A 19643-nucleotide genomic window follows, 5' to 3' on the forward strand; every position below is an offset into this window, starting at 1 on the left:
TTGACGCGTCCCCGTCCGCTTATGTGAAGCTGGACGGATGCGCATCCTGGTGGTGGAGGACGACGAGAGCCTGGCCGACTCGCTGCGGCGCGGCCTGTCCGCCGAGGGGCACTGGGTCGACCTCGCCCACGACGGGCACCGCGGCCTGGAGCTCGCCCTCGGCGGGGGCTACGACGCGGTGGTCCTCGACCTGATGCTGCCCGGGCTCAACGGCTACCAGGTCTGCGCCCGGCTGCGCCGCCTCGGCGAACGCACGCCCGTGCTCATGCTCACCGCCAAGGACGGCGAGTACGACGAGGCCGAGGGCCTGGACACCGGGGCCGACGACTACCTCACCAAGCCCTTCTCCTTCGTCGTCCTCCTCGCCCGCCTGCGCGCGCTCGGCCGCCGGGGCGGCGCCCGCGAGGACCGCACCCTGCAGGCCGGGGACCTCACCCTCGACGTCGTCGGCCGCCGCTGCCGCCGGGGCGGCACGGAGATCGAGCTCACCGCCCGCGAGATGGGCGTCCTCGCCTGTCTGCTCGCCCACGCCGGACGCGCCGTCGCCAAGCAGGACATCCTCGACGAGGTCTGGGACACCCCCACCACCGTCGACCCCAACATCGTCGAGGTGTACGTCTCCTCGCTGCGCAAGAAGATCGACGCCCCGTTCGGGCGGCGCTCCCTGCTCACCGTCCACGGCACCGGCTACCGCATGGCCCCCGACGGTGGCTGACGACCGGCCCACGGCACCGCCCCGCCGCCCGCGCACGGGCCGCCCGCGCCTCGCCCGCCCGCGCTTCGTCGGGCCGCCCCGGACCGTGCGGGGCCGCAGCGCGGCGGCGGCCGCCCTCGCCATGGCCCTGCTCCTCTCCGTCGGCGGCGCCTGGCTCCACACCGTGCTGCGCGCCAACCTCCTGGAGAACGCCAACGGCCGCACCGAACTCGCCGCCCGCAAGGTCGCCGCCCAGGCCGACACCGGCCACCTGCCCGCCCGGCTGCCCGCGCCCGAGGGCGGCGTCGACCTGGTCGTCGTCCTCGACACCAGGGGCCAGGTGGTCGCCGCCACCCGCGACACCACGCCCACCCCCGAGCTGGCCGGCTTCCGCCCGCCGCCCGGCGAGGACGGCGCCACCCGCATCCTGCCCGGCGGCGAACGCCGCGACCTCGTCGTCATCCGCGCCACCACCCCGGACGGCGAGGCCCGCTACGTCTACGGCATGACCGTCCTCAGCGACGTCGACGCCGCCACCGGGGCCATCGGCTGGGTCCTGCTCGCCACCGCCCCGCTGCTCATCGCGCTCGCCGCCGCCCTCGCCTGGGCCGTCACCGGGGCCGCCATGCGCCCGGTCGCCGCGATCCGCGCCGAACTCGACGCCGTCACCGCCCGCGAACTGGACCGGCGGGTCCCCGAACCGCCCGGCGGCGACGAGATCGCCCTGCTCGCCCGTACCGTCAACACCACCCTGGACCGCCTGGAGCAGTCCGTCGGCCAGCAGCGCCGCTTCGTCGCCGACGCCTCCCACGAGCTGCGCGGCCCCATCGCCGCCGTCCGCTCCCGCCTGGAGGTCGCTCTCGCCGACCCCGACGAGGCCGCCGTCCGCGCCGCCCTCGCCGACACCGAGCGCCTCCAGCAGGTCGCCGCCGACCTGCTGCTCCTCGCCCGGCTCGACGCCCGGCCCGCCGTGCGCGACGAGCCCGTCGACCTCGCCCTGCTCGCCGCCGAGGACGCGGCCCGGCGCGGCGCCGCGCGCGTCCGGCTCGTGGTCGACGCGGACACGCCCGTACCGGTGCGCGGCGACCCCGCCCAGCTGGAGCGGCTCCTCGCCAACCTGGTCGACAACGCGCTGCGGCACGCCACCGCCGAGGTGCGGGTGCGGGCCGCCCTGGAGGACGCCACCCCGGTCCTGGAGGTCACGGACGACGGCCCCGGCATCCCGCCCGACGCCCGCGCGTACGTCTTCGAGCGCTTCGCCCGCCTCGACGCCGCCCGCACCCGGGGCAGCGGCGGCACCGGTCTGGGCCTCGCCATCGCCCGCGACATCGCCCGGGCCCACGGCGGGGACCTGGTCGTCGCCGACAGCCCGCGCGGCGCGCGGCTGGTGGCGACGCTGCCGGGCGGCGGCGACCGGATGCCGCGGCGTTCCTGAGCGGGACTTCAGGACCTTCAGGAATCCTTCAGGGCCGCGCTCCCAGGATCGTGCGGTATGAAACACCGCCGGGCGAAGCACACCGAGAAGGCCGACCGGAACGCGCACCGGAAGACCGCCGCCGGGGCTGGGTCCGCCGCCGGGGCCGGGCCGGCCGGCGCGAGGAGCCGTGCGCGCGGGCGGCCCCGGTCGAGAAGGTTCCGGATCGTCCGGGCGCTGCTGTGCACGGGCCTGACCGCCGCCTTCCTCGCCGCCGCCGGGGGCTGGTACGTGTACCGGGACCTCACGCGCAGCATCGGCAGCTCCAAGGCCCTGGCCGACGGCGCGCCCCGCTCGAAGGCCGGCGACACCAACATCCTGCTGATGGGCCTGGACAGCCGCAAGGACAACAACGGCGAGGAGCTGCCCGAGGAGGTCCTCGACAAGCTCCACGCCGGCAGCTCCGAGATCGGCGGCTACAACACCAACACCCTGATCCTGCTGCACGTGCCCGGCGACGGCTCCCGGGCCACCGCCTTCTCCGTCCCGCGCGACGACCTCGTCGAGCTCACCGGAGTGCCCGGACACGGCAAGGACAAGATCAAGAAGGCGTACGGCCTCGCCAAGTACGCGACCGAACAGCGGCTCGCCGCGCAGGGCGTCACCGACAAGCGCAAGCTGGAGCACGAGGGCCGCGAGGCGGGCCGCAAGGCCGAGATCCGCACCGTACGCGACTTCCTCGGCGTGCCGATCGACCACTTCGCCGAGGTCAACCTGGCCGGCTTCTTCCACATCGCCGACGCCCTCGGCGGCGTCCCCGTCTGCCTCAACAAGGCGGTCAAGGACCGCTACTCCGGCGCCGACTTCCCCGCCGGACACCAGACCCTCGACGGGCAGCAGGCGCTCGCCTTCGTCCGCCAGCGCCACGGGCTGCCGCGCGGCGACCTCGACCGCACCCGCCGCCAGCAGGCCTTCCTCGCCTCCGCCGCGCACCAGCTGAACTCCGTGGGCACCTTCACCGACCCCGTCAAGCTCGTCAAGCTCCTCGACACCGCCAAGAAGGACCTCGTCACCGACGAGGGCTGGGACCTGCTGTCGTTCATCGAGCAGGCCAAGAACCTCTCCGGCGGGAACGTCGAGTTCGCCACCCTGCCCATCGCCGCCTTCGGCAAGCACAACGGTGAGGACGTCAACATCGTCGACGTGGCACGGGTGCAGGAAGTGGTGCGCAGCAAGCTGGCGAAGGCCAGGTCCGCCCCACCGGCCCCGTCGGCCACGCCGGGCGCGGAAGGGGCCGGGCGGTCCAAGGAGCCCGCCCCGAAGCCCACGGGCGGCGGGGACGACGACGGCGTGCGCACCCTGGACGGCGGGGGCATCCCGTGCGTGGACTGACCACCGCGCTCGCCGCGCGCCGCCGCGCCGAGGCCGTCCTGCTGCTGTTCGCCGTCGGCATCCCGGTCTACGGGTACGTGTGCGTCGGCGCCGCGATGACCGAGTCGCCCGCCGACGGACTCCCCGGGTTCGCCGCCGCCATGCTGCTCCTCGCGCTCACCGCCCACCTGGCCGTACGCCGCTGGGCGCCGCGCGCCGACCCGCTGATCCTGCCCATCGCGGTGCTGCTGACCGGCATCGGCCTCGTCCTGCTGCACCGCCTGGACATCACGTACGAGAAGCGGTTCGGCTCGGACCCGACCGCGCCCGGGCAGCTCCTGTGGTCGGTCGTCGGGGTCGCGGTGTGCGTGGCCGTGCTGGTCCTCGTGCGCGACCACCGCCACCTGCGCCGCTATCTGTACCTGACGATGGCGGTGGCGCTGGTGCTGCTGCTCGCGCCCGCGTTCTTCCCCGGCGACACCTACGGCGCCAAGCGGTGGATCTACCTGGGGCCGCTGTCCTTCCAGCCCGGCGAGTACGTCAAGATCATGATCGCGGTGTTCTTCGCCGGACACCTGGTCCTCCACCGCGACGCGCTCGCCCTCACCGGCCGCAAGGTCCTCGGCGTCCGGCTGCCGCCCGGACGGCAGTTCGGGCCGATCGTCACCGTCTGGCTGATCAGCCTGCTGGTGCTGATCTTCGAACGCGACCTGGGCACCTCGCTGATCTTCTTCGGCATGTTCGTGGTGATGCTCTACGTCGCCACCGAGCGCACCAGCTGGATCGTGTGCGGCCTGCTGATGGCGGCCGTCGGCGCGTTCGCCGTCGGGGTCACCGAACCGCACGTCAAGGGCCGTGTGATGGCCTGGCTGCACCCCATGGACATCTACCTCCCGGTCGAAGAGCGACCCGCGGGCCTGATCTCCGACCAGGCCGCCCAGGCGCTCTTCGGCTTCGGCAGCGGCGGCGTCACCGGCACCGGCCTGGGCCTCGGCCACCCCGAACTCATCGGCTTCGCGGGCCGCAGCGACTTCATCCTCACCACCGTCGGCGAGGAACTGGGCCTGGCCGGCACCATGGCGATCCTGGTGCTGTACGGACTGCTGGTGCAGCGCGGCCTGAAGACGGCCCTCGTGGTGACCGACCCCTTCGGCAAGCTGCTGGCCGTCGGCCTGTCCGCCGCGCTCGTCCTCCAGGTGTTCGTCGTCGCGGGCGGCGTGCTCGGACTGATCCCGATGACCGGCAAGGCGCTGCCCTTCCTCGCCAAGGGCGGCTCGTCCCTGGTCGCCGGCTGGGTGCTGATCGCGCTGCTGCTACGGGTGAGCGACCGGGCCCCCGAGCCCCTGCCGGCGACGCCACCGCCCCCGGAGCCGGGGACCGGCCACGGGCCCGCCACGGCACCGGTCCGGGCCCGCGGCTGACCCCCCCCGGCCTCCGCCACGGCACCGGTCCGGGGCCCGCGGCCGACGCCCGGCCTCTGCCACGGCGCCGGTCCGGGCCCGTGGCTGACCCCCGGCCTCCGCCATGTGGTGCCCGGCCATCAGCCGATCGGCTGACCGGAGGCCGAGCGGGACGGCCGATACCGGCGGGAGCGCGTTCTCGCGAGTCTTGGGTCATGCCCATGATCGAGGTACAGGACCTGCACAAGGCCTACGGCGCCCGCAAGGCCGTCGACGGCGTGAGCTTCGCCGTCGAGGAGGGGGAGATCTTCGGGATCCTCGGCCCCAACGGCGCCGGGAAGACCACCACGGTGGAGTGCGTCGCCGGACTGCGGGCCCCGGACGGCGGCACCGTGCGCGTCGCCGGGCTCGACCCCGTCGCCCGGCACGCCGACGTCACCCGCCTGCTCGGCATCCAGCTCCAGCAGAGCGAGCTCCAGGCCAAGCTCACCGTCCGCGAGGCGCTCGAACTGTACGCCTCCTTCTACGAGCGCCCCGCCGACTGGCGGTCCCTGGCCGAACGGCTCGGCCTCGAAGGACAGCTCGGCGCCCGCTACGCCAAGCTCTCCGGCGGGCAGCGCCAGCGGCTCTTCATCGCCCTCGCCCTCGTCGGCGCCCCCCGCGCGGTCGTCCTCGACGAGCTCACCACCGGACTCGACCCGCGCGGCCGCCGGGACACCTGGGCCCTCGTCGAGGACATCCGGCGCTCCGGGGTCACCGTGCTGCTCGTCACCCACTTCATGGAGGAGGCCCAGCGCCTCTGCGACCGCGTCGCCGTCATCGACCAGGGCCGGGTCACCGCCCTCGACACCCCCGCCGGGCTCATCCGCCGGGCCGGCGCCGCCCGCACCGTCTCCTTCGCCGCCGACACCCCGCTGGACCCCGCCGAACTGCTCGCCCTGCCCGGCGCCGTGAGCGTCGAGACCGCCGCCGGGCGGACCGTCCTCACCGGCGACGACGCCACCGTCGACGCCTTCGTCCCGCTGCTCGCCCGCCGCGGCGTCACCGCCCGGGGACTGCGGGTCTCCGACACCACCCTCGACGACGCCTACCTCGACCTGACCGGAGCCGACCAGTGACCACCGCCGCCGCCCGCACCGTCCTGCGTACCGAGATCCGGCTCTTCGGCCGCGAACCCGCCGCCCTGTTCTGGGTGATGGCCTCGCCGACCGTGCTGCTCGCCGTCCTCGGCTCGATCCCCTCCTTCCGCGAACCCGTCGCCGAACTCGGCGGCCGCCGGGTGATCGACGTGTACGTGCCCGTCTCCGTGCTCTTCGCGCTCATCATGGCCGGGCTCCAGGCCATGCCCCCGGTCCTCGCCGGCTACCGCGAACGCGGCATCCTGCGCCGGATGTCCACCACCCCGGTCCGGCCCGCGACCCTGCTCACCGCCCAGCTCGTGCTGCACGGCGGGGCCGCCCTGCTCTCCGCGCTGCTCGCCATCGGGATCGGGCGGCTCGCCTTCGGCGTCGCCCTGCCCGCCGCCCCGGCCGGCTACCTCCTCGCGCTGCTGCTCGCCACCGGCTGCGCCCTCGCCATCGGCGCCGCCGTCTGCGCGGTCTCCCGCACCCAGAAGATCGCCACCGCCGTCGGCTCCGCCGTCTTCTTCCCCTCGATGTTCACCGCCGGAGTCTGGCTGCCCGTCCAGTCCATGCCGGATACGCTGCGCGAGATCGTCGGCTTCAGCCCGTACGGCGCCGCCTCCACGGCCCTGGACGCGGCGGCGGGCGGCGGCTGGCCCGGCTGGGGACCGCTCGGCGTGATGGCCGTGTGGACGGCGGCGCTCACGGCGGCGGCGGTCCGGAAGTTCCGCTGGGAATGAGGGACGAGGGGGACCGGGTGACCGCGCAGACGACGGTCGAGGAACGCTGGCAGCAGTTCTTCCGCTGGGGACCGTACGGGCTGCTCGCCGTGGCCGGGATGCTCGCCGCGGCCTCCGCCGGGGACCTGATGACCGCCCCCCGCGCCGTCGTCGCCGGCACCCTCTCCGGCGCCGTCCTCGCCCTCCAGTTCTGGTGGCACGCCCACCAGCGGGCGGCCGGGGACGAGCCCGCCGACCCGCTGCCCGTCCTCCACGTCCCCGGCGCCCCCGGGCCCGCCTCCGTCGTCTACTTCACGCTGCGCACCGCCCTCGGCTTCGCGCTCACCTGGACCAACCCCTTCTTCGCCGTCTTCGCCTGCGTCGGCTACTTCGACGCCGCCCACCTCCTGCCGCCCCGGCCCGCAGCCGTCCGCGCCGGACTCCTCGCCGTCGCCCTCACCCTCGCCGGCTCCCAGTCCGGCGGCCTGCCGCCCCGGAGCCTCACGCAGGCGGTCGCCTTCGCGGGCCTCTTCGTCCTCAACGGCTGCCTCGCCGTCGGCCTGTCCCACCTCGGCGTCAAGGACGCCGAGAAGGCCCGCGAACGCGCCGCCACCATCGAGGAACTGGCCCGCGCCAACGCCCGGCTCGAAGAGGCCCTGGAGGAGAACGCCGCCCTCCAGGCCCAGCTCCTCGTCCAGGCCCGCGAGGCCGGCGTCGCCGACGAACGGCGCCGGCTCGCCGCCGAGATCCACGACACCATCGCCCAGGGCCTGGCCGGCGTCATCGCCCAGCTCCAGGCGGTCGGCGCCACCACCGACCCCGTCCAGGCCGAGACCAGGCTGCGGCGCGCCGCCGACCTCGCCCGGCACAGCCTCGGCGAGGCCCGCCGCTCGGTGCAGAACCTCAGCCCCGTCGCCCTCGCCCACGCCACCCTCCCCGACGCGCTGCGCGGCACCGTCGCCGACTGGGCCGAACGCACCGGCGTCGACGCCCGGTTCACCGTCACCGGCACCGAGCACCCGCTGCACGAGGAGATCGCCGCCACCCTGCTGCGGATCGCCCAGGAGGCCCTCGCCAACGCCGAGAAGCACTCCGGCGCCACCCGCGCCGGTGTCACCCTCTCCTACATGGGCGACGAGATCACCCTGGACGTACGCGACGACGGCCGGGGCTTCGACCCGGCCGCCCTCCCCGCCCGCGACCGCACCGGCGGCTTCGGCCTCGCCGGGATGCGGGCCCGCGCCGAACGCCTCGCGGGCGCCCTCACCCTGGAGGCCGAGCCCGGCCGGGGCACGGCGGTCAGCGCTCGCGTACCGTTGGCGCCCCATGACTGAGATCACCCTCCTGCTCGTCGACGACCACCCCGTCGTCCGCGACGGCCTGCGCGGCATGTTCGAGAGCGACCCCGGCTTCCGCGTCCTCGGCGAGGCGGCCGACGGCGTCGCGGGCGTCGCGCTCGCCCTGCGCCTCGACCCCGACGTCGTCCTCATGGACCTGCGGATGCCCGGCGGGGGCGGCGTCGAGGCGATCGGCGCCCTCGTCCGGCACGGCGCCCGCGCCCGGGTCCTCGTCCTCACCACGTACGACACCGACACCGACACCCTGCCCGCGATCGAGGCGGGCGCCACCGGCTACCTCCTCAAGGACGCGCCCCGCGAGGAGCTGTTCGCCGCCGTCCGGGCCGCCGCCGAGGGCCGCACCGTGCTCTCCCCGGCCGTCGCCGGCCGGCTCGTCACCCGCGTCCGCACCCCCGCCGCCCCCGCCGACGAGAGCCTGTCCGCCCGCGAGAGGGAGGTCCTCGAACTCGTCGCCCGGGGCACCTCCAACCGCGAGATCGCCGCCGAGCTCTTCATCAGCGAGGCCACCGTCAAGACCCACCTGACCCATATCTACGCCAAGCTCGGCGCCAAGGACCGCGCGGCGGCCGTCGCCGTCGGCTACCAGCGGGGCATCCTCGGCTGACCGCCGCACCGAACGCCGGCGAACCCCGCACGCGAGGCAGCCGGGAGTCCGACGACCGGCCCTAGCCCCCCACCCGCAGCAGCACCACCGACCGCCCCGCGACGGTGATCGTCCCGCCGCCCCGGTGCACCGTGCCCGGGGCGTGGGACTGGTCCTCCGGTGCGGTGTCCACGAGCCGTTCGTACGACTGGGCCCACGGCGGGCCCGGCAGGCGGAAGTCGAGCGGGCGGGGGCCCGCGTGGAGGACGGCGAGGAAGCTGTCGTCGGTGACCCGCTCGCCGCGCGCGTCCCGGCCCGGTATGTCGCGGCCCGACAGGTAGAGGGCGAGCGTGGCGGCGGGGGCGTACCAGTCGGCCTCCGTCATCTCGGTGCCCTCGGCGGTGAACCAGGCCAGGTCCCGCAGCCCGTCGGCGGCCGGGCGGCCGGAGAAGAAGGCGCGGCGGCGCAGCACCGGGTGGCGGTGGCGCAGGTCGAGGAGGCGCCGGGTGAGGGCGAGGAGCTGGGCGTGCCCGGGGTCGTCGGTCAGGCTCCAGTCCAGCCAGCCGATCTCGTTGTCCTGGCAGTAGGCGTTGTTGTTGCCGCCCTGGGTGCGGCCCATCTCGTCGCCGGCGACCAGCATCGGCACCCCGGTGGACAGCAGCAGCGTGGTGACCAGGTTGCGGAGCTGGCGGCGGCGCAGGGCGTTGACGGCGGGGTCCTCGGTCTCGCCCTCGGCGCCGCAGTTCCAGGAGCGGTTGTCGTGGGTGCCGTCCCGGTTGCCCTCGCCGTTGGCCTCGTTGTGCTTGCGCTCGTAGCTGACCAGGTCGCGCAGGGTGAAGCCGTCGTGGGCGGTGACGAAGTTGACGGAGGCGTACGGGCGGCGCCCGCCCCAGGCGTACAGGTCGCTGGAGCCGGAGAGCCGGTAGCCGAGGTCCCGGACGTCGGGCAGCGCGCCGCGCCAGAAGTCCCGTACGGCGTCCCGGTAGCGGTCGTTCCACTCGGTCCACAGCGGCGGGAAGGCGCCCACCTGGTAGCCGCCGTTGCCGACGTCCCAGGGCTCGGCGATCAGCTTGACCCGGCGCAGCACCGGGTCCTGGGCGATGACCGCGAGGAAGGGGGAGAGCATGTCGACGTCGTGCATCGAGCGGGCGAGGGCCGCCGCCAGGTCGAAGCGGAAGCCGTCCACGCCCATCTCGGTGACCCAGTAGCGCAGGCTGTCGGTGATCAGCCGGAGCACCTGCGGCTGCACCACGTGCAGGGTGTTGCCGCAGCCGGTGTAGTCGGTGTAGCGGCGGGCGTCGGACGGCAGCCGGTAGTAGCCGCGGTTGTCGATGCCCTTCAGGGACAGGGTGGGGCCGAGCTCGCCGGCCTCGGCGGTGTGGTTGTAGACGACGTCGAGGATGACCTCGATCCCGGCGGCGTGCAGCGCCCGCACCATCCGCTTGAACTCGCCGACCTGCTGCCCGGCGGTCCCGCCCGCCGCGTAGCCGGCGTGCGGGGCGAAGTAGCCGATGGAGTTGTAGCCCCAGTAGTTGGTGAGCCCGCGCCGCAGCAGGTGGTCCTCGTGGGCGAACTGGTGCACCGGCAGCAGTTCGACGGCGGTCACCCCGAGCCGGACCAGGTGCTCGACCGCGGCCGGGTGGGCGAGGCCCGCGTAGGTGCCGCGCAGCTCGGGCGGGATGCCGGGGTGGCGCGCGGTGAAGCCCTTGACGTGCAGTTCGTAGATGACCGAGTCGGGCCAGGGCGTCTTGGGCCTGCGGTCGTCGGACCAGTCGTCGTCGTCCTGCACGACCACGCCCTTGGGGACGTACGGGGCGGAGTCCCGTTCGTCGCGGACGGTGTCGGCGACGTGCTGCTGGGGCCAGTCCCGGACGTGCCCGTACACCTCGGACGGCAGCCGGAAGTCGCCGTCGACGGCTCGGGCGTACGGGTCGAGGAGCAGCTTCGCCGGGTTCCAGCGGGCCCCGGTCCAGGGGTCCCAGCGTCCGTGCACCCGGTAGCCGTAGCGCTGGCCGGGGCCGACGCCGGGCACGAAGCCGTGCCAGATCTCATGGGTCAGCTCGGTCAGCCGCAGCCGGGTCTCGGTGCCGTCCGTGTCGAACAGGCACAGTTCGACGGCCTCCGCGCCGCCCGACCACAGCGCGAAGTTGGTGCCCGCGACCCCGTCGGGCCCGACCCGGCAGCGCGCCCCCAGGGGTGTCGGCGCCCCCGGCCACACCTCCCGGCCCGGCGGCCCCGCCCGGCCGTGGGCACGCTCGGATACCGCCTCCTGCTCGGCTGCGCTCGACACCGTCCCGGCCTCCCGCGGCTCTCCCCGTGCGCGGGGGGCGCGGCGTCCCGGCCGCGGTTCCCCGCACGTGGTCCTCCCACCTGTTCTGCCCGCACGGCCGTCCTCCCAACATGACCCGCACGCACGTTTCCCCTGGAGGGTGGCCGTCGTTGGGCCGGTCGTGAGACATGTGACGAAGCGGGCGGGGTTCGCCCTCGCGGTGGCGGGACTCCTGGCGGGCCTCGCGGGCTGCACCGGGACCGGCGGCGGCCTGGACGTGACCCTGCCGGGCAAGGCGCGGGCGCCGGGCGACGTGATCCGGGTGAGCCCCGAGGACGGCAGCCGAGGGGTGCCTGCCGAGGGGCCCCTGGAGGTGCGGGTGGACAGCGGACGCCTGGAGCGGGTGTCCGTGGTCCAGGTGGAGGACGCGCAGCGCACCCGGGTGGCGGGGGAGATCTCGGCGGACGGGCTGCGCTGGCGGCCGGCGGACCGGACCCGGCTGGCGCTGGCCGCGAAGTACAGCGTGGACGCGGTGGCGCTGGACGCCCACGGGCGCCGCTCGGCCCGGCACACCACGTTCACCACCGTGGTCCCGGAGCACCGCTTCATCGGCTACTTCAAGCCGGAGAACCGTTCCACGGTCGGCACCGGCATGATCGTCTCCTTCTCCTTCAACCGCGAGGTCGAGAACCGCGCGGAGGTCGAGCGGGCGATCCGGGTCGTCTCGGACCCGCCGGTCGAGATCGTGGGGCACTGGTTCGGCAAGGAGCGGCTGGACTTCCGTCCCGCCGCGTACTGGCGGCCGGGCACCGAGGTGACCGTCGACCTGGACCTGCGCGACGTCGAGGGCGCGCCGGGGGTGTACGGCATCCAGCGCAAGCGGGTCGGCTTCACGGTGGGCCGTTCGCAGGTGTCGCTGGTGGACGCCGAGCGGCACACGATGGAGATCCGCCGGGACGGGGACGTGCTGACCACGCTGCCGATCACGGCGGGGGCGCCGAAGACCACCACGTACAACGGGAAGATGGTGGTCACGGAGCTGTACGAGGTGACCCGGATGGACGGGCGGACGGTCGGCTTCGGCGGCGAGTACGACATCAAGGACGTGCCGCACGCGATCCGGCTGACCGATTCGGGGACCTTCCTGCACGGCAACTACTGGGCCTCGGCGTCCACCTTCGGCTCGGCGAACGTGAGCCACGGCTGCGTCGGGCTGCGGGACGTGAAGGGCGGCGGGGCGGACACCCCGGCGGGCTGGTTCTTCGACCGGACGCTGATCGGCGACGTGGTCGAGGTGGTCAACTCGCAGGACAAGCAGGTCGCCGCGGACAACGGTCTCGGCGGCTGGAACATGGCGTGGAACCTGTGGAAGGGGGGCTCCGCGCTGCGCTGACCCGGCCGCCCGCGCCCCCTCGTCCGCACCCGCCCCCGCACCCCGCGTGAACTGGGACTGAACGGTGACATTCGCGTGGAAGTTTCGTGTCCGGCGGTGTGATTATCTAACGCCGTTGTGCGCGGGAGGATGCGTACGGGGGTGGGGCCCGAGCTGAGCCGGGTCGTGCGAGGGGAGAAGAGCATAGTGAACGGGCAGCCGATAGCCGGAGGGACCGCCGGACGGCGGCGCCGAGGCGCCCGCCTGGGGGCGCTGGCGACGGGGGCGCTGCTCCTCGTGCTGACCGCGTGCGGCGGCGGCGGTGGCGCCACCGGGGGCGGCAAGGGGGCCGACGACCCGGCGGGCACCGGCGGCAAGCAGGAGATCGCGGCGTCCACCGCGGTCGTGACGATCGCCCCGAAGGACGGCGCCGACGCGGTCGCCACCAGCGGCGCGCTGAAGGTGACGGCCGATCAGGGCAAGCTGACCACGGTCACCGTCGCCGACACCAAGGGCACCCCGATCGAGGGGAAGATCTCCGCGGACGGCGCGAGCTGGGAGCCGGTGGGGCACCTCTCGGGCGGCACCCAGTACAAGGTGCACGCGGTCGCGACGGACGCGGCGGGCCGCGAGTCGGCGAAGGACACCACCTTCAGCACCCTCGTCCCGAAGAACACCTTCATCGGCCACTACACGCCGGAGGACGGCGCCACGGTCGGCGTCGGGATGCCGGTCTCGATCAACTTCACCCGGGGCATCACCGACCCGGAGGCCGTCGAGCGCGCCATCAAGGTGACGGCGGAGCCGGCGGTGGAGATCGAGGGGCACTGGTTCGGCAACGACCGCCTCGACTTCCGCCCCGAGGACTACTGGGCCGCGGGCACCAAGGTGACCGTCAAGCTCAACCTGGACGGCGTCGAGGGCCGCCCGGGCGTGTACGGCAAGCAGAAGAAGACCATCACCTTCACCATCGGGCGCCGCCAGGTCTCCACGGTGGACGCGAGCGCCAAGACGATGAAGGTCGAGCGCGACGGCAAGGTCGTCAAGACCCTGCCGATCACCGCGGGCGCGCCGTCCACGACCACGTACAACGGACAGATGGTCATCAGCGAGAAGTACAAGGTGACGCGCATGAACGGCGCCACCGTGGGCTTCGGCGGCGAGTACGACATCAAGGACGTGCCGCACGCGATGCGGCTGTCCACCTCGGGCACCTTCGTGCACGGCAACTACTGGGCCTCGGCCTCGACCTTCGGCTCGGAGAACGTGAGCCACGGCTGCGTCGGCCTGCGCGACACCCGGGGCGCGGGGGACAGCACGACCCCCGCCGCCTGGTTCTTCGACCGTTCGATCGTCGGTGACGTGGTCGTCGTGAAGAACTCCCGCGACAAGCAGATCAAGCCGGACAACGGCCTCAACGGCTGGAACATGTCCTGGTCGGAGTGGAAGTCCTGAGCTTCCCCGCCGCGTGACGAAGGGCCCCGGTGCTGTGACCAACGGCACCGGGGCCCCTGTCGTTAACGGCGGCTAACCTTCGGTCCATGACTGTGAACCTCGAAGTCGCCGACGGTGTCGGCACGATCCGGCTCGCCCGTCCCCCGATGAACGCCCTGGACATCGCCCTCCAGGACCGGCTGCGCGAGCTGGCCGAGGAGGCGAGCGACCGCGACGACGTGCGGGCCGTGATCCTCTACGGCGGCGAGAAGGTGTTCGCGGCGGGCGCGGACATCAAGGAGATGCAGGTCATGGACCACGCGGCCATGGTCAAGCGGTCCCGGGCGCTGCAGGACTCCTTCACCGCGATCGCCCGCATCCCCAAGCCGGTCGTCGCGGCCGTCACGGGGTACGCGCTGGGCGGCGGCTGCGAGCTCGCGCTGTGCGCCGACTACCGGATCGCCGCGGACAACGCGAAGCTCGGCCAGCCGGAGATCCTGCTCGGCCTGATCCCGGGCGCCGGCGGCACCCAGCGGCTGTCCCGGCTCATCGGCCCCTCCCGGGCCAAGGACCTCATCTTCACCGGCCGCATGGTGAAGGCGGACGAGGCGCTGCGGCTGGGCCTGGTGGACCGGGTGGTGCCGGCCGCCGAGGTGTACGCCGAGGCGCACGCCTGGGCCGCGAAGCTGGCGCAGGGCCCGGCGATCGCGCTGCGGGCCGCCAAGGAGGCGGTGGACCAGGGCCTGGAGACGGACCTCGACTCCGGTCTCGCCATCGAACGCACCTGGTTCGCTGGGCTGTTCGCGACGGAGGACCGGGAGCGCGGGATGCGCAGCTTCGTCGAGGAGGGGCCGGGCAAGGCCAAGTTCGCCTGAACCGGGGCCGGTTCGGGCGGCGGCGCCGGACGCGGACGGCGGGCGCGGCCTCCGGGGCGGGTGCCCGCCCCGGAGGCGGGGCCCCGGTCGGACGGTTTTCCCGGAATTGTCGATTCCGCGGGGTCGATTCGAGCGGAACGGCCCCGCGTCCGTTCCGCTGCGGCCATGATGGGGGCATGGCGGGCCTGGATGGTATGGATCAACCGCGGCAGCGCGGCGGTGCGACCGCCGCCCGGTGGGTGCCGGCCGCGGAGGACGAACAGGCCGCGGAAGCGCTCAAGGAGTACGGGAATCCCGCCGAGGAGGACGTCCGGCTGCCGTCCCGCCCGGAGTCGGCCGCGGTCGCGCGCCGGCTCACCCAGTGGGTCGTGCTGCGCCAGTGGGCGCTCGGGCCCCAGATCGCCGAACACGCGGTCCTGCTCGTCTCCGAGCTGGTCGGCAACGCGGTGCGGCACACCGGCGCCCGGGTCTTCGCGCTGCGGATGCTGCGCCGCCGGGGCTGGATCCGGATCGAGGTGCGCGACCCCTCGCGCGGGCTGCCCTGCCTGATGCCGGTGCACGAGCTCGACACCAGCGGGCGGGGGCTCTTCCTGGTCGACAAGCTCTCCGACCGCTGGGGCGTGGACCTGGCGCCGCGCGGCAAGACCACCTGGTTCGAGATGCGGGTCAGCGACCGCTAGCCATCGCCGCCCCCCCGCCGGTCACCGCCCCCGGACCGCCCTCCCGGCCGGCCCCGGACGCACGAAAGCCCCCGTTCGCCGTGGTGGGGCGCGTGGGGGCTTTCGTGTGAAGCGCCGTGGATCGGGGGGGTGTGTCCACGGCCGCCATGTCGACCTGGCCCGGGTCAATGGGGGTCGTGTCATCGACTATGACAGACGGAGGGCCACTCCGCCAAAAGTCGATATCAGGTCAAACTGGGACAGACCGTCACAGTTTACCAATGAATCGTTGGTGACGTGGGGCACCATCCTTGTAAACGATGAATAAGTATGGCGTTCATCGGGTGTTTCCTCGCCGTGTCCGCATAGTGGACGCACGTCCCGGCCCGCGATCATCCCGCGATCACCCCGCAATCGTCCTGAATTGGCTCAATCATAGTTTTTCCGGCATACCGCCCCTTAAATGGTGCCGTGATGCCGATCGACCGCCGTGGCGCCCTCCGGGCCGGCGCGGCCACCGCCCTCGCGGGAGCCCTCGCCACCGCCTGCGGCACCCCGCCGCCCCCCGCGCCGCCCCAGGGCCCCGCGCCCGCCCCCGCCGCCGCCCCCGCGCCGCGCCGCTACCCCGGCAGTCCCGAGGAGATCGCCCACGGCCCCCGCGACCGCCCCAGGGTCGCCCTCACCTTCCACGGCCAGGGCGACCCCGCCCTCGCCCGCGCCGCCCTCGGCCACCTCGAACGCGCCGGCGCCCACGCCACCGTCCTCGCCGTCGGCGCATGGCTGGACCGGTACCCCGAGCTGGCCCGCCGGATCCTCGACGGCGGCCACGACCTCGGCAACCACACCCAGCACCACATCGACGTCAACGCCATGACCGAGGCCCGCGCCTACGAGGAGATCCAGGGCTGCGCCACCCGCCTGCGCCGGCTCACCGGCTCCATCGGCACCTGGTTCCGCCCCTCCCGCACCCAGCACGCCGCCGAGCCCGTCCGCCGGGCCGCCCGCCGCGCCGGCTACCCGCACGTCCTCTCGTACGACGTCGACGCCCTCGACTTCACCTCGCCGGGCCCCGCCGCCGTCCTCGCCAACGTCACCGGCCCCCTCCGCGCCGGATCCGTGGTGAGCCTCCACTTCGGCTACGCCGACACGGTCGCCGCGCTGCCGGCCCTCCTCGCCGACCTCCACCGCCGCGGCCTGCGCGCGGTGACCACCACGGAGCTGCTGAGCTGATGCCGACCCCCGCCCCCCGCGCCCGCACCACGGGCCTCCTCGCCGCCGCCCTGCTCCTCACCCTGGCCGGCTGCGGAAGCCCGGGCCCCGCCGAGAGCGGCGCCGCCGCCAAGAAGGAGGCGGCCGTGCTCCCCGCCGTCCCGAGACCGGCCGCCGACACGGGCCTGCCCGGGATGCCTCCGCTCCTCAAGCCCGACGACGTCTACGCCGCCGACCGGCCGAACCGGCTCTCGCCCGTCGTCAAGGACTTCCCCTCCCGGGTGTACGTCCCCAACACCAACTCCAACACCGTCTCCGTCATCGACCCCGCCACCTTCAAGGTCGTCGAGACCATCCCGGTCGGTCGGCAGCCCCAGCACGTCGTGCCCTCCTGGGACCTCAAGACCCTCTGGGTCAACAACAACCGGGGCCACACGCTCACCCCCATCGACCCCGCCACCGGCGCCGCCGGCAAGCCCGTCGAGGTCCACGACCCGTACAACCTCTACTTCACCCCGAACGGCGAGTACGCCGTCGTCATGGCCTCCATGGACCGCGAGCTCGTCTTCCGCGACCCGCACACCATGGAGCGCCGCAAGACCGTCCCGGTCTCCTGCTACGGCGTCAACCACGCCGACTTCTCCGCCGACGGGCGCTACTTCGTCGTCTCCTGCGAGTTCTCCGGCGAACTCCTCAAGGTCGACACCGAGAAGATGGCCGTCGTCGGCCAGCAGAAGCTGCCCTTCCAGGGCGCCATGCCGCAGGACGTCAAGATCTCCCCGGACGGCAGGACCTTCTACATCGCCGACATGATGGCCCACGGCATGTGGGTCCTCGACGGCGAGAAGTTCACCACCCCGGCCCTGCTCCCCACCGGCAAGGGCTGCCACGGCCTCTACGTCTCCCGCGACTCCAAGGAGATGTACGTGTCCAACCGGGGCGAGGGCACCGTCTCCGTCTTCGACTTCACCCGGAACCGCCTCACCAAGAAGTGGCGGCTCCCGCAGGGCGGCTCACCCGACATGGGCGGCGTCTCCGCCGACGGCAAGGTCCTGTGGCTCTCCGGACGCTACGACTCCGAGGTCTACGCCATCGACACCACCAGCGGGAAGCAGCTCGCCCGCATCCCCGTCGGCAGCGGCCCCCACGGCCTCGCCGTCTACCCCCAGCCCGGCCGCTACTCCCTCGGCCACACCGGCATCTTCCGCTGACCCGCCCCCGGGGCCGATCAGCGCGCCACCAGCAGCACCTCCGCGCCCGCCGGGCGGTACCCCGCCGCCTGGAAGGCGCGGACGCTGCGCGCGTTCCCCGGGCTGTTCTGCGCCCACACCACGCCGCCCGGGACCAGCTGCCGGGCCGCCCGCGCCAGCGCCCGGCCAAGACCCCGGTGCCGCGCGTCCTCGTCGACCTCCACGGCCGCCTCCATCCGGCCCGCGACCCCCCGGCCCAGGATCAGCACCCCGCCGTCCGCCGCCCACACCCGGACCTCGTCGCGGTACTTCAGGGCCCGCGCCACCCGCGGATGCCCCTGGTCCCGGATCTCCCGCAGCTCGATCTCCGGCTCGCCCGGCAGCGCCCCCGCCACCGTCATCAGGTCGATCGTGTTCACGTACCGGCCCGTGCGCGCCATCAGCGCCGACAGGAAGCGCGGGGTCATGCTCGCCACCAGCGGATCCGTCGACGCCGCCGCCAGCTCCGCCCGTATCCACTCCGGGTCCTCGTCCAGGAAGACCACCGAGTGCGCCGTGAACGACAGCACCCCCGCGTCCCGCCCGTTCGGCTGCGGGAGGATCGTCGTCGAGCCGTCCGGCGGCGGGAACTCCCCGCGTGCCGCCGCGTCCAGGATGCCTGCCACGTCGCTGTTCATACCCCCATCATCCGGCACGGGTGCGCCCGCTAATCTGACCCCCGACACCGAAGCACCACGAAGGGGAAGCAGTGGCGGACATCAACGAGGCGCGGACCGCGTTCGAGCGGTTCGACGTGGACGGGGACGGCTTCATCACGGCCGCCGAGTACAAGAGCGTCATGGCGCAGCTGGGCGACTTCAACGTCACCGAGACCGTCGCCGAGGCCCTCATCAAGCAGCGCGACGACAACGGGGACAAGAAGCTGTCCTTCGACGAGTTCTGGGCCCACCTCAGCAAGGCCTGAGCCCCCGCGGGGGCGGGGCGGGCGGCGCCGTACGTCCAAGCGTACGTACGTGAGTTGCCGCCCGCCCGGCCCCCGGTGACGATCGTCCGGTGACGCTCCCCGGCCCCCTCGGCACCCCGATCCGGCTGACCGCGGCCCTGCTGGCCGCCGCCGCCATCCTCGCCGCCGCGCTCCTCGGCGCGGGAGTCGCCCAGACGGGCACCGGCGAACTGGAGATCCCCGCGGCGGGCACCATCACCCTGCTGCGCCTGCTCATCCTGCTCGCCCTGGCGGTCCAGCTCGGCGAGCTCGTCGGCGTCCGGCTGGCCGGCGAGGGCCCGCTGCCCCGCCGCTGGTCCCTGCCCGCCGCCGTCCTCGGCTGCGCCTCCTCCGCCGCCCTGCTCGGCCTCCTCGCCGTCATCAGCGGACTGCGCCTCAGTACCGTCTACGGGCTCCGCGAGGGCCGGCTGCTGCTGGTCACCGCCAACGCCTTCGCCCTCGCGGCCCTGTGCGCCGCCTCCAGGCGCCCCGCCCTGGCGCTCGCCCCGCTGGCCGTCGCCGTCGGCGCCGAGGCCCTGCGCGCCCACCCCGAGGCGTACACCCCCGCCGTCGGCTTCGGCCTCACCGTCGTCCACCTCACCGGCGCCTCCCTGTGGTGCGGCACCCTGCTGTACGTGCTGCGCACCATGCGGCTGCGGGAGGGCGGCGCGGAGGTGCTGCGGCGGTACGCCAGGATGGCCGCCTGGGTCTTCGCCGCGCTCGCCGTCACCGGCACCTGCTCCACCCTGCGGCGCCTCCCGCTCGACGCCGTGCTGACCACCGCGTACGGCAGGGTGCTGCTCTTCAAGCTGGCCCTCTTCGGGGTGGCCGCCCTGCTCGCCCTGACCGCCCGCCGCCGGATGCTGCGCGGCGCGGACGCCCAGCCGCCGGCCCGCGCCGAGCTGGCGGTGCTGGGGGCCGTGGTCCTGGTCTCGGCGCTGCTCACGGTGGTGCCCGACCCCCACTGGCTGGTCCACTGAGAAGCCCCCGCCC

The 19643-nt window shown here is 74.1% G+C and carries 18 protein-coding genes; 16 read left to right on the forward strand and 2 right to left on the reverse strand.

Annotated features, from left to right (window positions below; all coding sequences use genetic code 11):
* Positions 1-37: 37 nt before the first annotated feature.
* The 8 genes from ACZ6J5_RS26315 (at position 38) to ACZ6J5_RS26350 (ending at position 8681) form a co-directional block, all read left to right on the forward strand.
* Positions 38-715 (forward strand): response regulator transcription factor, encoded by a 678-nt coding sequence (locus ACZ6J5_RS26315; protein ID WP_469395491.1) that lies wholly within the window; start codon positions 38-40, stop codon positions 713-715.
* Positions 708-2129, forward strand: coding sequence for a sensor histidine kinase (locus ACZ6J5_RS26320; protein ID WP_469395493.1), 1422 nt, complete (start codon positions 708-710; stop codon positions 2127-2129). The genes ACZ6J5_RS26315 and ACZ6J5_RS26320 overlap by 8 nt, the downstream gene beginning before the upstream one ends.
* A 57-nt stretch (positions 2130-2186) precedes the next feature.
* Complete coding sequence (locus tag ACZ6J5_RS26325) at positions 2187-3500, forward strand: LCP family protein (protein WP_469395495.1); 1314 nt, start codon at positions 2187-2189, stop codon at positions 3498-3500.
* The gene (locus tag ACZ6J5_RS26330) at positions 3488-4900 is read left to right on the forward strand and encodes an FtsW/RodA/SpoVE family cell cycle protein (RefSeq protein ID WP_469395498.1); all 1413 of its coding nucleotides are present in this window, start codon (positions 3488-3490) and stop codon (positions 4898-4900) included. Before ACZ6J5_RS26325 ends, ACZ6J5_RS26330 begins: the two co-directional genes overlap by 13 nt.
* A 194-nt stretch (positions 4901-5094) precedes the next feature.
* Positions 5095-5997 carry an ABC transporter ATP-binding protein gene (locus ACZ6J5_RS26335; RefSeq protein ID WP_469395500.1) on the forward strand — a complete coding sequence of 301 codons (903 nt, stop codon included), beginning with the start codon at positions 5095-5097 and terminating at the stop codon, positions 5995-5997.
* Positions 5994-6740 (forward strand): ABC transporter permease, encoded by a 747-nt coding sequence (locus ACZ6J5_RS26340; RefSeq protein WP_469395501.1) that lies wholly within the window; start codon positions 5994-5996, stop codon positions 6738-6740. Before ACZ6J5_RS26335 ends, ACZ6J5_RS26340 begins: the two co-directional genes overlap by 4 nt.
* Positions 6737-8053, forward strand: a complete 1317-nt coding sequence (locus tag ACZ6J5_RS26345; RefSeq protein WP_469395504.1) for a sensor histidine kinase — start codon at positions 6737-6739, stop codon at positions 8051-8053. The genes ACZ6J5_RS26340 and ACZ6J5_RS26345 overlap by 4 nt, the downstream gene beginning before the upstream one ends.
* Positions 8046-8681 carry a response regulator gene (locus tag ACZ6J5_RS26350; RefSeq protein ID WP_469395506.1) on the forward strand — a complete coding sequence of 212 codons (636 nt, stop codon included), beginning with the start codon at positions 8046-8048 and terminating at the stop codon, positions 8679-8681. Before ACZ6J5_RS26345 ends, ACZ6J5_RS26350 begins: the two co-directional genes overlap by 8 nt.
* A gap of 61 nt (positions 8682-8742) precedes the next feature.
* On the opposite strand, the gene glgX is transcribed toward ACZ6J5_RS26350, so the two are convergent.
* Complete coding sequence (glgX, locus tag ACZ6J5_RS26355; RefSeq protein ID WP_469395507.1) at positions 8743-10950, reverse strand: glycogen debranching protein GlgX; 2208 nt, start codon at positions 10948-10950, stop codon at positions 8743-8745.
* A 160-nt stretch (positions 10951-11110) separates the two neighbouring features.
* On the opposite strand from glgX, the gene ACZ6J5_RS26360 reads away from it, so the two are divergent.
* The 6 genes from ACZ6J5_RS26360 to ACZ6J5_RS26385 all read left to right on the forward strand — a co-directional run bounded on the left by ACZ6J5_RS26360 (position 11111) and on the right by ACZ6J5_RS26385 (position 17689).
* On the forward strand, positions 11111-12322 hold the full coding sequence (locus ACZ6J5_RS26360) for a L,D-transpeptidase (protein WP_469395509.1): 1212 nt from the start codon (positions 11111-11113) through the stop codon (positions 12320-12322).
* 186 nt (positions 12323-12508) lie between these two features.
* Positions 12509-13756 carry a L,D-transpeptidase gene (locus ACZ6J5_RS26365; RefSeq protein WP_469395511.1) on the forward strand — a complete coding sequence of 416 codons (1248 nt, stop codon included), beginning with the start codon at positions 12509-12511 and terminating at the stop codon, positions 13754-13756.
* 86 nt (positions 13757-13842) lie between these two features.
* On the forward strand, positions 13843-14610 hold the full coding sequence (locus ACZ6J5_RS26370; protein WP_469395513.1) for an enoyl-CoA hydratase/isomerase family protein: 768 nt from the start codon (positions 13843-13845) through the stop codon (positions 14608-14610).
* Between the two features lie 176 nt (positions 14611-14786).
* Positions 14787-15290 carry an ATP-binding protein gene (locus ACZ6J5_RS26375; protein WP_469395515.1) on the forward strand — a complete coding sequence of 168 codons (504 nt, stop codon included), beginning with the start codon at positions 14787-14789 and terminating at the stop codon, positions 15288-15290.
* 453 nt (positions 15291-15743) lie between these two features.
* Positions 15744-16499 (forward strand): polysaccharide deacetylase family protein, encoded by a 756-nt coding sequence (locus ACZ6J5_RS26380; protein ID WP_469395516.1) that lies wholly within the window; start codon positions 15744-15746, stop codon positions 16497-16499.
* Positions 16499-17689 carry a YncE family protein gene (locus tag ACZ6J5_RS26385; protein ID WP_469395518.1) on the forward strand — a complete coding sequence of 397 codons (1191 nt, stop codon included), beginning with the start codon at positions 16499-16501 and terminating at the stop codon, positions 17687-17689. The genes ACZ6J5_RS26380 and ACZ6J5_RS26385 overlap by 1 nt, the downstream gene beginning before the upstream one ends.
* Positions 17690-17706: 17 nt before the next feature.
* On the opposite strand, the gene ACZ6J5_RS26390 is transcribed toward ACZ6J5_RS26385, so the two are convergent.
* On the reverse strand, positions 17707-18345 hold the full coding sequence (locus ACZ6J5_RS26390) for a GNAT family N-acetyltransferase (protein ID WP_469395520.1): 639 nt from the start codon (positions 18343-18345) through the stop codon (positions 17707-17709).
* 71 nt (positions 18346-18416) lie between these two features.
* Here ACZ6J5_RS26390 and ACZ6J5_RS26395 point away from each other — a divergent pair, with 71 nt between their 5' ends.
* Both ACZ6J5_RS26395 and ACZ6J5_RS26400 read left to right on the forward strand, forming a co-directional pair.
* The gene (locus tag ACZ6J5_RS26395) at positions 18417-18632 is read left to right on the forward strand and encodes an EF-hand domain-containing protein (RefSeq protein ID WP_362478337.1); all 216 of its coding nucleotides are present in this window, start codon (positions 18417-18419) and stop codon (positions 18630-18632) included.
* An 89-nt stretch (positions 18633-18721) separates the two neighbouring features.
* Positions 18722-19630 (forward strand): CopD family protein, encoded by a 909-nt coding sequence (locus ACZ6J5_RS26400; RefSeq protein WP_469395522.1) that lies wholly within the window; start codon positions 18722-18724, stop codon positions 19628-19630.
* Positions 19631-19643 lie beyond the last annotated feature (13 nt).

It is taken from the genome of Streptomyces sp. NPDC042100 (assembly GCF_055582325.1).

Bases quoted from the DNA above. Each gene is read 5' to 3' on its own strand.
- ACZ6J5_RS26315 (WP_469395491.1), top strand. From the start codon at position 38: ATGCGCATCCTGGTGGTGGAGGACGACGAGAGCCTGGCCGACTCGCTG.
- ACZ6J5_RS26325 (WP_469395495.1), top strand. From the start codon at position 2,187: ATGAAACACCGCCGGGCGAAGCACACCGAGAAGGCCGACCGGAACGCG.
- ACZ6J5_RS26335 (WP_469395500.1), top strand. From the start codon at position 5,095: ATGCCCATGATCGAGGTACAGGACCTGCACAAGGCCTACGGCGCCCGC.
- ACZ6J5_RS26345 (WP_469395504.1), top strand. From the start codon at position 6,737: ATGAGGGACGAGGGGGACCGGGTGACCGCGCAGACGACGGTCGAGGAA.
- ACZ6J5_RS26350 (WP_469395506.1), top strand. From the start codon at position 8,046: ATGACTGAGATCACCCTCCTGCTCGTCGACGACCACCCCGTCGTCCGC.
- ACZ6J5_RS26370 (WP_469395513.1), top strand. From the start codon at position 13,843: ATGACTGTGAACCTCGAAGTCGCCGACGGTGTCGGCACGATCCGGCTC.
- ACZ6J5_RS26375 (WP_469395515.1), top strand. From the start codon at position 14,787: ATGGCGGGCCTGGATGGTATGGATCAACCGCGGCAGCGCGGCGGTGCG.
- ACZ6J5_RS26380 (WP_469395516.1), top strand. From the start codon at position 15,744: ATGCCGATCGACCGCCGTGGCGCCCTCCGGGCCGGCGCGGCCACCGCC.
- ACZ6J5_RS26385 (WP_469395518.1), top strand. From the start codon at position 16,499: ATGCCGACCCCCGCCCCCCGCGCCCGCACCACGGGCCTCCTCGCCGCC.
- ACZ6J5_RS26390 (WP_469395520.1), bottom strand. From the start codon at position 18,345: ATGAACAGCGACGTGGCAGGCATCCTGGACGCGGCGGCACGCGGGGAG.